Consider the following 13,112-nt stretch of genomic DNA (forward strand, 5'->3'; position numbering starts at 1 on the left):
CCCGCCAACTACGCTTTACACGCTGGCTGTATCAGATAACCCCTTCAGCCACCATGGCGTCGGCCACCTTGATGAACCCGGCGATGTTCGCGCCTTCCATCAGGTTGCCTTCATTGCCGTACTTCTTCGCCGCATCGAGCGATTCGGCGACGATTTCCTCCATGATGCCCTTGAGCTTGGCGTCGACTTCGTCGAAGCTCCACGACAGGCGGTAGGAGTTCTGGCTCATTTCCAAGCCGGAGACGGCCACGCCGCCGGCGTTCGCCGCCTTGGCCGGACCGTAGAGCACGCCGTTCTTCTGGTAGATCTCGATGGCTTCCGGCGTCGACGGCATGTTCGCGCCTTCGCACACGACGGTGCAGCCGTTGTCGACGAGGCGGCGGGCGCCCTCTTCGTCGATTTCGTTCTGCGTGGCGCACGGCAGCGCGATGTCGCACTTGACGGTCCACACGTCGCGGCAGCCTTCGTGGTATTCGGAGCCTGGAACGCGCTTGGCGTACTCGGAAATGCGGCCGCGGTGCTCGAGCTTGATGTCCTTGACGACATCGAGGTTAATGCCGTTCGGATCGTAGACGTAGCCGTTCGAATCGGAGCAGGTGACGACCTTGGCGCCGAGCTGCTGGGCCTTCTCGATGGCGAAGATCGCCACGTTGCCGGAGCCGGAGACGGCGACGGTCTTGCCTTCGAAGGAGTCGTTGCGCAGCACGCGCAGCGCTTCCTGCGTGTAGTAGCACAGGCCGTAGCCGGTGGCTTCGGTGCGGGCGAGCGAGCCGCCGAATTCGAGGCCCTTGCCGGTCAGCACGCCGGTGAACTGGTTGGCGAGGCGCTTGTACTGGCCGAACAGGTAGCCCACTTCGCGGGCGCCGACGTTGATGTCGCCGGCCGGCACGTCGGTGAACTGGCCGATGTGGCGGTACAGCTCGGTCATGAAGCTCTGGCAGAAGCGCATCACTTCGGCATCGGAACGGCCCCTCGGGTTGAAGTCGGAGCCGCCCTTGCCGCCGCCCATCGGCAGGCCGGTCAGGGAGTTCTTGAAGATCTGCTCGAAGCCGAGGAACTTGATGACGCCTTCGTTGACGGTCGGGTGGAAGCGCAGGCCGCCCTTGTAAGGGCCGATGGCCGAATTGAACTGCACGCGGTAGCCGCGGTTGACCTGCACATGTCCTTCGTCGTCGACCCAGGCCACGCGGAACTTCACGAGACGCTCGGGCTCCACCAGGCGCTCGAGCACGCCGGCTGCTTCATACTGCGGATGATCCTTGAACACGGGCTCAATGCTTTCGAACACCTCGCGGACCGCCTGCAGGAATTCAGGCTGGTCTCCGTCGCGTTCCTCAACCTTGGCGTATACGCGCCGCACATACTCATCAGTGAGCATTTTCTCCCCTTCCGGGATCGGTTACGGTTTCACTTTCATCGGTGCAGTGCCGTGTAGCACAAACACGGCCATTGTAAGAACGACCCCGCGAAGCCGCCACCCCCTTTCCCTATATTCGGACTGCAACGCCATCCAGCGCGATCAGCAGCTCCGGTTTCCTTCGTTCTCCCCGGGATTTTCTATATAGCAAAGCCATGAATGCGTAGATACGATCCTTCGGGACAGAAGTCCTGCTATTCAAGATCATCTCATTATCCGGATTCCGTTTTCGCTGACTTTCCAGTGTTTTTCAGCCGTCCCGAACCAGAATCGGCACGCTTCCCCTAGGAGCACGCAAAACACCTGGCTGGAATCCATTTCACTATCCGCACCACAGCCGCTTCTCCTATGCGTCCAACAACGTTCATGCCAAAGAAAACGTAAACCTCAAGAACCGCCCTATTCCGCCATTCTTGCGGTTGACAATCTGAGCCTTAGAAAAATTGTTGGACGCTCTCCCCGGTAGGCGTCCAACAATTTCTTAGCGGGCCCAAATGTAAACCGCCGGAATGGCGAAATCAAGCCATTTAAGCGGTTTACAATTTCATCCGCGAGGAAGCGGAAGCACACGCATGGACAGCGAGTTCGCGCTACCCAAAATCTTTTCCTGCTGCCCAAGGTTCCAAAGAATCCGTTTCTATTCGCTACCTTGAAAACCGGCTCCGCCGGGCTTGAGCAGGCGCTTCTTCAGCCTCTTGTCGAATGTGCAGACGGCGTCGTTGTGCAGGACGTTGCGCGCGAGCAGTTCGCAGTCCACCATGTCGAGATTGGGATGCTCCCGGTGCATGCGGAGCGCGTAGAGGATGATGTCCCTCGGCTCGTAGTACACCTCGCCGTCCAGTTCGAGCAGCAGGTCCATGAGGTTTTCCGTAGGATAGCTTTTCGTTTCGCGCCCCTCGTCGTCCGTGGATTTCGCGCATTCCAGCACGTATATCACTTCGTTCAATACCTCCACGACCACGGTCACTTCCCCTTCGACCATGCAGGCGGCCTGCTTGGCGAGATTTTCCGGTTTGCCGGTCAGATAGTAGATGATGGCGTTCGCGTCTATGTAGGTCTTGCTCATTCGCTCCACCCTTCGGCTTCACGCTGCCGGAACCGTCGCGCGGCTTCCTCGGCGGCGGTGGGCATGGTGACTGTGAACGGCCGCCCTCCTTCAGGGGCCTGCGCTTTGAGCGCGCCCATGAGGCGCGGCTTACGCTTGCCGGTTTCCTTCTTGAGGGTGATCACCATGTCCTTGCCGTCGCGGCTTTTGATGGTGACGTCTTCGCCTTGCTTGACCTGTTCGAGGGTTTCGCGCATGTGGCTGCGCAAATCGGTTGGGGTGATTGTCGTGGCCATAGTCGCACCTCCCATATGTACATGTTATATGTACATATATTATCAGGGTTTCTCCCGGAGGGGGAGCCCTGCGGCATTCACGGAAGACGCTTCCGGCGTATCTCGGCCCTCGCTGCCTTCGATCGGCTTGCCGGGAATCAGGTCCCATGGCATTTTTGCGGAACACGAGCCAGAACACGAGCATCAGCGCTAGCAGGAGCCAGAAATATAGACCACACCCTCCGGGTTTCTCTCTGAGCATATTCCTCATAGAATGAACTGGAAGGCATTCAGAAGAGGGCGAGAATCATCATGTCAACGTTCAGAATAGGCAAGAAAGCCGCTATCGCAATAACCGCAGGCGTCGTAGCCGTCGGAGCTGGCGGCGCGGGCATCGCCGTCATCCACCACAATCACGTTCTCGATGAGGCGCGGGAGGCATGCGTCGCCGCTACACAAACCTTGCAGAGCAACATGGACCAGTACACGGCATTGCATGACGGTGACGCCACGGACGCCGCCAGCATCGAGGAAGGGCAGGTGGCGGACGAGACTGTGGTTGCCGCGTTCGTGGAAGAGTATGAAGCGGAAGCCCCCGTAATGGTGTCGTGCGACGCGGATAATGCTGACAGCTACCGTCAGGCGCAGGCGGACGCGGAATCCGCGTCGGCATGGTATTCGCAGCATACGGACTCGTTGAAGGAAGCATCGGCCAATGTCGTCGCCTCCCGCGACCAGAAGACGCTGGATGACGCGAAAACGGAGTACGACAAGCAGGTGAAGGCCGCTCAGAAAACGTATGACGAGTCAGACGGCAAGGTAGCAGATACCGCCGTGCGCGATACGCTCGGCAAGCTGCTTGAAGAAGCCAAGAAAGCCGACCAGACCGACGCAGCCAAGCTCAAGGAGTACGCGAAGAAACTCAAGGAACAGGCGCAGAAGGTGACGGACAGCGTCGCCGCGAAGACGAAGGCTGATGAGGAAGCCACCGCGAAAGCCGAAGCTGAAGCTGCGGCAGCAGTGCAAACCAATTCGCAATCATATAACTACTCATACTCAGACTCAGGTTCTTCCGGAACGTCTTCCTCGCATGGCTCTAGCTCCAACTACACATCGAGCAACGGCTACGCCAACACGGGAGTTGATTCATCAGGAACCTCAACCAACTCATCCGGCAACGTTTTAAACGGAGAAAGCTCCTCCGGTTCTTCAACGCCCTTCAATGACGATTCGTCTTCGTCCGACGATGAAGTTTTTATGACCTGCACCGGAGATACATCAGGGAATTGGGGCACATGCCATTGGAAGTAGCGTTTCTTAGAAGGCATGTAGAATCCCTAGCTGGCCTCCAGCCAATCACACCTTTTCCCCATCAGTATGAATGGGTTGGCTTGGTAGCCGGTTTGATCCGGCCTGACAGCACGTTCCAGCCAATGATTCTGCATGCCCGTTTTTTGCTTGCCTCCATGCATTTGGATTTAGATAATTTGCAAAGCTCCTATAAGAATGGAAATCACGAAAGCAGCGACCATGAGGATCCGCCGTTGACGCAAGGTATCATCCTTACGGGCAAGGAGCTTGCGGTAATAAATGCCGAGCAGGATGAGAATGGTACATGCTAAGGCGGTCATGTAGTAGCGTAAAGAGGACATGACAGTTCCTTCATCTTGACTTCTAATTACCTCATCATTGATGAATGCCCCTGCCTATATGATAGGCTTTTCTATTCGCTACGTTGGAAACCGGCTCAGGCGCCCGCATCAGTCCGATTGAAGCGCTGCAGCATTCGTAGACGGTGCTTCCGGCGTCTCGCCGACCTCTTCATCCTCGATCGGCTTGCCGGGAATCAGGTCCCATGGCATTCTGCGGAACACGAGCCAGAACACGAGCATCAGCGCCAGCACGAGCCAGAAATGCGGCTCGCCGTTGACCATCATCAGGAACATGCCGCCGACGATCATCGTGCGGATGAAGTAGAACGCGGCGCGCGCCCAGCCATGGCGCCGCTGCGTCTCCACCGTCATATGCGTATACATCGCCCCCAGCGTGCGCCCCTGGTGGGCGAGCGGTATCCACAGCTCGAATACGAGGAACGACACGGCGGCGATGGTCCACGCCGACGCCTGCACGAACGTCGTGTCGACGCGCAGCGTGAACAGCGAGAACGTGCCGTCGTTGAACGGTTTGGCGATCTTGTAGAACAGGTTGATGAAGCCGAACGATACGACGAAATAGCACAGGAACGCGAACAGGAAATCTATGGCCATCGCCACGAGGCGGTGCACGAAGCCGGGCTTGGTGACCACGCTGGCCGGCGCTTCGTTGAAGCGCTGCGGCACGAAATGCGTATACAGCACGCCGCACAGGTAGCCTACGACGGCGCCGGTGGTGTTCGTCAGCATGTCGTCGACGTCGAAATGGCGGTAGGCGCACGGGTAGGCGCCCCAGAACCCGGTCAGCTGCGACGTTTCGATGAACACCGAGCAGCCGAACGCGAACGGAATGGCGACCCACCAGCGCCATTTCGCCCAGCGTTGCAGCATGAAGCCCATCGGCATGAAGAAGATGACGTTGTAGAGCAGCTGCAGCCGGTCGGCGAGGCTGCCGTGCAGCACCTGCGGCACGAATTTCCACAGGTCGAGCTGCGGGCCGAAATGGTGCGCCGCGCAGAACGCCGCCGGGTCGTCCGGCATCGGGTACAGCGTGAACGCGAGGACGCCGAGCGCGTACAGCACGGCGACGTAGGACGTGACGACCGAGCCGACTCCCAGCCGCCGGTTGCGATGGTAGATGAACGCGAGGATCGGCAGCGTCAGCAGCGCCGACACAAACGGCCACAGAAGTACCGCGAGCGTGAAGGAGGAGCTGAACAGGCCGATGTAGGAAAGCATGCCTTCAAGCCTAGCCCACGAAAAAGCGCCCCTCGTGCCGAGGAGCGCTTGCAGAGTAAAAACGGCCGGTCAGTCGTCGCCGAGCGTAATGTGCACGCCGCCGACGAGGATGCTCACCACGTTGTACAGCAGCGCGAAGATCGTCGCGATGATCGTGATCAGGATGATTTCCGCAATCGAGAAGATCGTCACCGCGCTCAGCACCGTCGGCAGCGAGAACACGTTGGCGAGGTTCAGGCCGCTGCCGTCAAGGCCTGCGGACGACACGATCTGGTCGACCTGGTCGAAAACGCCGACGACCTTGAGCAGCGACCACAGCAGCGTCGCCGCCACGATCTGGATCAGCGCGCCGGCCACCGACAGCATGAACGCCACCTTCGCGACCGACCATGCCTCGACGCGCGTGACCGACAGGTTCATGCGCCGCGCACGCGGCTTCTTCTTGCGGCGCTGCACCGGGCGCACCGGCCGGTTCTCGTCCGGCCGGTCCTTGTCGGCGATGAGCGGCTGGTTCGACGCCGAACGCGCCACGCGCGGCCCTTGGCCTGCGCTGGAGGCGCTACGTGCGCCCTGCGGCGGCGCCGGCGCTTGGGGGGCGCCGTTGAACGCGGCATTCGGCTGGTTATCGCTCATGTTCGCTCCTTGCAATCGTTGCCCGACCTGTCAAGCCTTCCCTCGAGGGTACCAGCGTTATTCGACCGTGGGGGCCGCGCTTTCCTCCGCCGGGTTCCCTGCTTCAGATTCGCCGGCCGGCTGGCTTGCCGCGGCCGTTTCGGCGCCTGCGGCGCCGTCGGCTTGCGTAGCGCCTTCGGCTTCCGCCACGTCGTCGGTTTCGTCGTCCTGCTCGGCATTGCGCGCGATCGAGATGATCTCGTCGCCCTTGTCGGGCTTGGCGAGCGTGACGCCCTGCGTCGTGCGGCCGGTGCGGTTGACCTCGCTGACGTCGGAACGGATGACCTTGCCGGACTTCATGATCGCCAGCACCTGGTCGTCTTCAGCCACGACGAGCGCGCCGACCAGTTCGCCGCGTCCTTCCGCCAGCTGCACGGCCTTGACGCCGTAGCCGTTGCGGCCCTGCAGGCGGTATTCGCCCACGGCCGTGCGCTTGGCGAAGCCTTCGTTCGTCACGACGAGCAGGTCCTTGTCGGTGTCGCCCCACACGACGTCCATCGACAGCAGCTCGTCGCCGTCACGGAACTTCATGCCCTGCACGCCGGCCGTCTGGCGGCCCATCGGGCGCAGCTGGCCGTCGTCGGCCTTGAATTTCAGGCTCATGCCCTTGCGGGACACGAGGATGATGTCGTCGTCGGCGTTGCACAGGTTCGCGCCGATGAGCTCGTCGGCGTTCTCGCCGTTTTCGTCGCTCATCAGGCGCACGGCGATCAGGCCGCCCTGGCGCGGGGAGTCGTATTCCGACAGCTTCGTCTTCTTCACCTTGCCCGAGCGGGTGGCGAGCACGAGGTAGTCGGCGACTTCGTAGTTCGGAATCGACAGCACCGTCTGGATCGTCTCGTCCGGGGCGAGCTGCAGCAGGTTGGCGACGTGCTGGCCCTTCGAGTCGCGCGAGCCTTCCGGCAGCTCGTAGGCCTTGATGCGGTAGACGCGGCCCTTGTTCGTGAAGAACAGCAGCCAGTTGTGCGTGCTCGTCAGGAAGAAGTGGTCGACGACGTCGTCCTCGCGCAGCTTGGCGCCCTTGATGCCCTTGCCGCCGCGGTGCTGCGAACGGTATTCGTCGGCCTTCGTGCGCTTGACGAAGCCGGCGTGGGTGACGGTGACGACGACGTTCTCTTCGGCGATGAGGTCCTCGACGTTCATTTCGCCCGAGTACGGCAGGATCTGCGTGCGGCGGTCGTCGCCGTAACGAGCCACGATCTCGTCGAGCTCGTCACCGACGATCTGGCGCTGGCGTTCCGGACGCGCGAGGATGTCGTTGTAGTCGGCGATCTTGCGCATGAGCTCCTCGTGCTCGTCGAGGATCTTCTGGCGTTCGAGCGCGGCCAGGCGGCGCAGCTGCATCGCCAGGATCGCGTCCGCCTGGATCTCGTCGACGTCGAGCAGGTCCATCAGTCCGGCGCGGGCCGTCTCGACCGTCGCGGAGGAGCGGATGAGCTTGATGACCTCCTCGATCATGTCGAGGGCCTTCAAGTAGCCCTGCAGGATGTGGTCGCGTTCCTCGGCTTCGCGCTTCAGGTACGCGGTGCGGCGGGCGATGACGTCGAGCTGGTGGCTCACCCAGTGGCGGATGAACGCGTCAAGGCTCAGCGTGCGCGGCACGCCGTCGACCAGCGCCAGCATGTTCGCGCCGAACGTCTGCTGCAGCTGCGAATGCTTATACAGGTTGTTGAGCACGACCTTCGGCACGGCGTCGCGCTTGAGCACGAGGACGAGGCGCTGGCCGGTGCGGCCCGACGTCTCGTCGCGCATGTCGGCGATGCCGGTGATCTTGCCGTCGCGCACCGCTTCGCGGATCGACACGACGAGGCGGTCCGGGTTCACCTGGTACGGCAGCTCGGTGATGACCAGGCACATGCGGCCGTTGATTTCCTCGGTGTTGACGACGGCGCGCATCGTGATCAGGCCGCGGCCGGTGCGGTAGGCCTGCTCGATGCCCTTGTGGCCGAGGATCGTCGCGCCGGTCGGGAAGTCCGGTCCCTTGATGCGCTGCAGCAGCGCCTCGAGCAGCTCTTCGCGGCTGGCTTCCGGGTGGTCGAGCGCCCAGTGGACGCCGTCGGCCACCTCGCGCATGTTGTGCGGGGGGATGTTCGTCGCCATGCCGACGGCGATGCCCGAAGAGCCGTTGACGAGCAGGTTCGGGAAGCGCGCGGGCAGCACGGTGGGCTCCTGCGTCTTGCCGTCGTAGTTGGGCACGAAGTCGACGGTGTCCTTGTCGATGTCGCGCACCATTTCCATGGCCAGCGGGGCCATGCGGCATTCGGTGTAACGCATGGCGGCAGCCGGGTCGTCGCCGGGGGAGCCGAAGTTGCCCTGGCCGTCGACGAGCATGTAGCGCATCGACCAGCTCTGGGCCATGCGCACGAGCGTGTCGTAGATCGCCGAATCGCCGTGCGGATGGTACTTGCCCATCACGTCGCCGACGACGCGGGAGCACTTGTTGTAGCCGCGGTCCGGGCGGTAGCCGCCGTCGTACATCGCGTAGATGACGCGGCGGTGCACCGGCTTCATGCCGTCGCGCACGTCCGGCAGGGCGCGCTCGACGATGACCGACAGCGCATAGGAGAGGTACGACTGGCGCATCTCCTCCTGCAGGTCGATCTTCTGGATGCGTTCGCCGACCATCAGCCCGTAGTCGGTGTTGTCGCTTTCCTGCGGGCTCAACGGCTCCATCGAGCCGTCCGGCACCGGCTGTTCGCCGCCGAAGCCGTCATTGAATTCGTCTGCCACTGTAAGTTCCTTAGGGTTCGCTTCAGTATTCGCTTCGTATTACTTCACGCGTCGATCCAGCGGGCGTTGTGCGCGTTGCGCTGGATGAATAGGCGGCGCGGTTCGACTTCGTCGCCCATCAGCATCGTGAAGGTCTCGTCGGCCTGCAGGGCGTCCTCGATCTGCACCTGCTTCAGAATGCGGTGTTCGGGGTCCATCGTCGTTTCCCACAGCTCCTGGTAGCTCATTTCGCCCAGGCCCTTGTAGCGCTGGATGCCCTCGCCCTTCGGCAGCTGGCGTCCGGCGGCCTTGCCTTCGGCGAGCACGCGGTCGCGTTCGGCGTCGGTATACACGAAGTCGTGCGGGCCCTTCGTCCACTTGAGCCGGTAGAGCGGCGGCATGGCCACGTACACGTAGCCGGCCGTGATCATCGGGCGCATGTAGCGGAAGAACAGCGTAAGGTTCAGCGTCGCGATATGCGCGCCGTCGACGTCGGCGTCGGCCATGATGATGACCTTGTGGTAGCGCACCTTGTCGAGGTCGAAGTCCTCGCCGTAGCCGCCGCCGACGGCCGTGATCAGCGATTCGATCGTGTCCGACTTCATCATGCGGTCGAGGCTGGCGCGCTCGGTGTTGAGGATCTTGCCGCGCAGCGGCAGGATCGCCTGCGTGATCGGGTTGCGCCCCTGGATGGCGGAGCCGCCTGCCGAATCGCCCTCGACGATGAACAGCTCGCACTCGGCGGGGTCGTTGGACTGGCAGTCCTTGAGCTTGTCCGGCATGCCGGCCGATTCGAAGATCGACTTGCGGCGCGTGTTCTCGCGGGCCTTCTTGGCGGCCAGGCGGGCCCGGGAGGCCTCGATGGCCTTCTGGATGATGTTCTTGGCTTCGGCAGGATGCGAGTCGAGCCAGTCGCCGAGCTTCTCGTTCATCACGCGCTGCACGAACGTCTTGGCTTCCGAGTTGCCCAGCTTCGTCTTCGTCTGGCCTTCGAACTGCGGGTTCGTCAGCTTGACGGACACGACGGCGGTCAGGCCTTCGCGCACGTCGTCGCCGGAGAGGTTGTCGTCCTTGTCCTTGAGGATGCCCTTGTCGCGTGCATAGCGGTTGACCAGGCTGGTCAGCGCGGCGCGGAAGCCCTCTTCGTGCGTGCCGCCTTCGGTCGTCGAGATCGTGTTGGCGAACGTATGCACCGATTCGGTGTAGGATGTCGTCCACTGCATGGCGATTTCGGCGGAGACGCCGATCGTCAGGTCCTCGGACTCGAAGTCGATGACGTCGGGCTCGACCGGCGTGGCCTTGTGGGCCTTGACCATGTACTCGACGTAGTCCTTGATGCCGTTGGCGTACTGGTACGTCACCGTCTGGTGCAGCTCTTCGGCGACGTTGTCGCCGTCGCCGGCCACCTCGTCGGCGGCTTCGTCGACCTGGCGCATGTCGGTCAGGGAAATCTTGAGCCCCTTGTTGAGGAACGCCATCTGCTGGAAGCGGCTGCGCAGCGTCTCGAAGTCGTAGATCGTCGTTTCGAAGATCGCGGGGTCGGCCCAGAACGTCACCGACGTGCCGGTGGACTCGTCCTCGCCCATCTCGCGGCCGCGCTCGAGCGGGGCGACCGGCTTCTGGTCGATGTACGTTTGCGTCCAGTGGTAGCCCTGGCGGCGCACCTCGATGTCGACGCGCGTCGAGAGCGCGTTGACGACGGAAATGCCGACGCCGTGCAGGCCGCCGGAGACCGCGTAGCCGCCGCCGCCGAACTTGCCGCCGGCGTGCAGCTTCGTCATCACCGTCTCGACGCCGGAAATGCCTTCGCCCGGCACTTCGTCGACCGGGATGCCGCGGCCGTCGTCGACGACGCGGATGCCGTTGTCGGGCAGAATCGTCACTTCGATGTGCGTGGCGTAGCCGGCGAGCGCCTCGTCGACGGAGTTGTCGACGATTTCGTACACGAGGTGGTGCAGGCCGCGCGGGCCGGTGGAGCCGATATACATGCCCGGACGGATGCGCACGGCCTCGAGGCCTTCCAGCACCCGAAGGTCGCTGGCGTCGTAGTGTTCGGGGGAGAGGGTGTCGTCGAGCTGCGCATCAGCGACGTCGTGGGCCACTTCGTCATCCTGTTCGGGGTTGGTCAGCGGTCCGTCGCCTGGCGCAGGCATGCGGTCCATGGGTTCCGGCATATCGTCCGGTGCAAAATCCGCCACAGAGATTCCTTCCTGCGTTTTCGCCGTCCAGAAGGGGGTTTAATTGGAGCGATACGCCCTAAAACGCAAATAAACGCCCCTTCAAGGCGTTCAACTAGTCTGCATGTGATTCTACTAGGGGAGGGGGACTCTTGCGCCCCAGCCGCCTACTGTGCAAATCCACGGAAAATCAACGGATACGTCCCGTTTTCCAGAGGTCCATATCCCCAATTCCCGGTTCCGCATTGCGCAAGGATGGCGAGGTCTGAAAGTCGGCGTATACCCTATTGCTCGCCACTGTTGGCTTTGTATGCAACCTAACTAATGCCTATGGCTATAGCGACTTTTCCGATGCGCTACCGGACCGACTACATTGACATGTTCCACGTGCAACTCAGGCATCTTCTCCTGTACCTTTTCGAGAATCTGCGGCGAAATGCCTTGCAGAGTCACCGTCCACGCCGGGCTGCGGGTGCATACGGTCAGCACGCCATCGCGCAGCCCGATGACCCGTGAATTGCGCGCATTGGCTTCGCCGACGACCTTGTCCCAGTCGCTGTTGAGCTCGGCCAGGCGCATGTACGGCTTCCAGCCGCTCGTCGTGGCGAACGAGTCGAGCACGCCGCCCAGCCGGCCCGGGTCACGCCCCGGCTTGCCGAAGCTTTCGAACGCCTTCTCGTTGCGTTCCCGCCGGCGCCGCGCGCTGCCGGCCTTCGCGACGATCCGCTCGAACGTTTCGGCGGGAAGCTTGCGCTGGTCGAGCCCGAGCGCGACGCACGCCGGCACGTTGTGCGCGCTCATGGCATGTCCGTTCCGCGCAGCCCGGCAACGTCGACGACGTTGGCGCCGGCCAGTTCCGGGATGTCGCTGGCCGCGGCGACGGTGATCAGCGACTGCGGCTGGGCGGCGGCGAACGACAGGATCTCGCCGCGCCTGCTTTCGTCAAGCTGCGCGAACACGTCGTCGAGGATGACGATCGGCGCTTCGCCGCGGTCGGCGCGCACCGTTTCGTACAGCGCCATCTTCAGCGCGAGCGCCAGCGTCCACATCTCGCCGTTCGACGCGAATTCGCGCGCCGGCATGCCGTCCAGCCCCACTTCGAGGTCGTCGCGCTGGGGCCCGATGAGATTGATGCCGCGGGCCGTCTCGCCGGCGAACAGCCGCTGGAAATGCCGGCTGATTTCGGCGTGCGGCTCGCTGAATTCCAGCACTTCCGCGAAGGACGGCGCGTAGTCGAGCGACGCCGGCGCCCCGCCTGCGGCCATCCGGTGCGCCAGGCGCGCGAACGGTTCCTGCAGCAGTCTGACGACGGCGTCGCGCTTGCGCGTCAGCTCCACTCCGGCCTCTATATATTGTCCGGTCCAGATTTCCAGACCGCTCAGCGCCGCCATCTGGTCGAATTCGGCGTCGGAACGGCTGCCGAGATTCTTCAGCAGCGCCGCACGCTGGCGCGCGATATGGGAGAACTGCTGCTGCAGCGGCGCATACGAACGGTCAAGTAGCGTCGCCGCCTGGTCGAGGAAGGAACGCCGCGCCGACGGGTCGCCGGATACGATCCGCTGGTCGTCCGGCGTGAAGGACACGGTCGGGATGTCGCCGACGATGTCGCGCATGTACAGGCTCTGGCCGCCGTTGATGCGCGCGCGGTTGGCGCCTTTGGCGCGGATCGTCGCCTCATAGGTGGCCGTCCGCTCGCCTTCGACCAGATTCGCCCGCACCGTCGCCTTCTCGGCGCCCCGCCGCACCAGCGGGGCGGAACCGCTGGCGCGGTGGCTGGCGCCGGTCGACAGCACCTCGACGGCCTCGACGATGTTGGTCTTGCCGATGCCGTTGGGGCCGTGCAGGATCGTCGCCCCTTGAGGCAAGTCGAGCACGAGGTGGTCCCATGAACGGAAATCGTCGAGGGCGAGGCGCGATATATGCATA

Annotated in this window: 10 protein-coding genes and 1 pseudogene; 2 read left to right on the plus strand and 9 right to left on the minus strand. The window is 62.8% G+C overall.

Features of this window, described 5'->3' with window-relative positions; all coding sequences use genetic code 11:
- Positions 1 to 31: 31 nt before the first annotated feature.
- The 3 genes from gdhA to AC1AXT_RS07855 all read right to left on the minus strand — a co-directional run bounded on the left by gdhA (position 32) and on the right by AC1AXT_RS07855 (position 2,773).
- Complete coding sequence (gene gdhA, locus AC1AXT_RS07845) at positions 32 to 1,378, minus strand: NADP-specific glutamate dehydrogenase (RefSeq protein ID WP_476541124.1); 1,347 nt, start codon at positions 1,376 to 1,378, stop codon at positions 32 to 34.
- A 676-nt stretch (positions 1,379 to 2,054) separates the two neighbouring features.
- Positions 2,055 to 2,483, minus strand: coding sequence for a PIN domain-containing protein (locus AC1AXT_RS07850; protein WP_476541126.1), 429 nt, complete (start codon positions 2,481 to 2,483; stop codon positions 2,055 to 2,057).
- Entirely contained in the window at positions 2,480 to 2,773 is a 294-nt protein-coding gene (locus AC1AXT_RS07855) for a hypothetical protein (RefSeq protein WP_476541128.1), read from the minus strand. The genes AC1AXT_RS07850 and AC1AXT_RS07855 overlap by 4 nt, the downstream gene beginning before the upstream one ends.
- Positions 2,774 to 3,049: 276 nt before the next feature.
- On the opposite strand from AC1AXT_RS07855, the gene AC1AXT_RS07860 reads away from it, so the two are divergent.
- The gene (locus AC1AXT_RS07860) at positions 3,050 to 4,048 is read left to right on the plus strand and encodes a hypothetical protein (RefSeq protein ID WP_476541130.1); all 999 of its coding nucleotides are present in this window, start codon (positions 3,050 to 3,052) and stop codon (positions 4,046 to 4,048) included.
- Positions 4,033 to 4,359 carry a hypothetical protein gene (locus AC1AXT_RS07865; RefSeq protein ID WP_476541132.1) on the plus strand — a complete coding sequence of 109 codons (327 nt, stop codon included), beginning with the start codon at positions 4,033 to 4,035 and terminating at the stop codon, positions 4,357 to 4,359. The genes AC1AXT_RS07860 and AC1AXT_RS07865 overlap by 16 nt, the downstream gene beginning before the upstream one ends.
- 138 nt (positions 4,360 to 4,497) lie before the next feature.
- Here AC1AXT_RS07865 and AC1AXT_RS07870 read toward each other — a convergent pair whose 3' ends face one another.
- The 6 genes and pseudogenes from AC1AXT_RS07870 to recF all read right to left on the minus strand — a co-directional run bounded on the left by AC1AXT_RS07870 (position 4,498) and on the right by recF (position 13,111).
- Positions 4,498 to 5,628 (minus strand): VanZ family protein, encoded by a 1,131-nt coding sequence (locus AC1AXT_RS07870; RefSeq protein ID WP_476541133.1) that lies wholly within the window; start codon positions 5,626 to 5,628, stop codon positions 4,498 to 4,500.
- Positions 5,629 to 5,697: 69 nt separating this feature from the next.
- Positions 5,698 to 6,261 carry a DUF3566 domain-containing protein gene (locus AC1AXT_RS07875; protein WP_476541135.1) on the minus strand — a complete coding sequence of 188 codons (564 nt, stop codon included), beginning with the start codon at positions 6,259 to 6,261 and terminating at the stop codon, positions 5,698 to 5,700.
- A 57-nt stretch (positions 6,262 to 6,318) separates the two neighbouring features.
- Positions 6,319 to 8,973: a DNA gyrase subunit A gene (gyrA, locus tag AC1AXT_RS07880; RefSeq protein ID WP_476541205.1), complete on the minus strand. Its 2,655-nt coding sequence runs from the start codon at positions 8,971 to 8,973 to the stop codon at positions 6,319 to 6,321.
- A 101-nt stretch (positions 8,974 to 9,074) separates the two neighbouring features.
- Positions 9,075 to 11,075 (minus strand): annotated as a pseudogene (gene gyrB, locus AC1AXT_RS07885) (DNA topoisomerase (ATP-hydrolyzing) subunit B); the annotation flags it as partial.
- A 432-nt stretch (positions 11,076 to 11,507) separates the two neighbouring features.
- The gene (locus AC1AXT_RS07890) at positions 11,508 to 11,987 is read right to left on the minus strand and encodes a DciA family protein (protein ID WP_476541137.1); all 480 of its coding nucleotides are present in this window, start codon (positions 11,985 to 11,987) and stop codon (positions 11,508 to 11,510) included.
- A complete protein-coding gene (gene recF / locus AC1AXT_RS07895) occupies positions 11,984 to 13,111 on the minus strand; it encodes a DNA replication/repair protein RecF (RefSeq protein ID WP_476541207.1) in 1,128 nt (375 codons plus the stop codon). Before recF ends, AC1AXT_RS07890 begins: the two co-directional genes overlap by 4 nt.
- Position 13,112 lies beyond the last annotated feature (1 nt).

It is taken from the genome of Bifidobacterium sp. LH_450 (assembly GCF_056356715.1).

Bases quoted from the DNA above. Each gene is read 5' to 3' on its own strand.
- AC1AXT_RS07855 (WP_476541128.1), bottom strand. From the start codon at position 2,773: ATGGGAGGTGCGACTATGGCCACGACAATCACCCCAACCGATTTGCGC.
- recF (WP_476541207.1), bottom strand. From the start codon at position 13,111: ATGCATATATCGCGCCTCGCCCTCGACGATTTCCGTTCATGGGACCAC.
- gdhA (WP_476541124.1), bottom strand. From the start codon at position 1,378: ATGCTCACTGATGAGTATGTGCGGCGCGTATACGCCAAGGTTGAGGAA.
- AC1AXT_RS07850 (WP_476541126.1), bottom strand. From the start codon at position 2,483: ATGAGCAAGACCTACATAGACGCGAACGCCATCATCTACTATCTGACC.
- AC1AXT_RS07865 (WP_476541132.1), top strand. From the start codon at position 4,033: ATGCCATTGGAAGTAGCGTTTCTTAGAAGGCATGTAGAATCCCTAGCT.
- AC1AXT_RS07870 (WP_476541133.1), bottom strand. From the start codon at position 5,628: ATGCTTTCCTACATCGGCCTGTTCAGCTCCTCCTTCACGCTCGCGGTA.
- AC1AXT_RS07875 (WP_476541135.1), bottom strand. From the start codon at position 6,261: ATGAGCGATAACCAGCCGAATGCCGCGTTCAACGGCGCCCCCCAAGCG.
- AC1AXT_RS07890 (WP_476541137.1), bottom strand. From the start codon at position 11,987: ATGAGCGCGCACAACGTGCCGGCGTGCGTCGCGCTCGGGCTCGACCAG.
- AC1AXT_RS07860 (WP_476541130.1), top strand. From the start codon at position 3,050: ATGTCAACGTTCAGAATAGGCAAGAAAGCCGCTATCGCAATAACCGCA.
- gyrA (WP_476541205.1), bottom strand. From the start codon at position 8,973: ATGGAGCCGTTGAGCCCGCAGGAAAGCGACAACACCGACTACGGGCTG.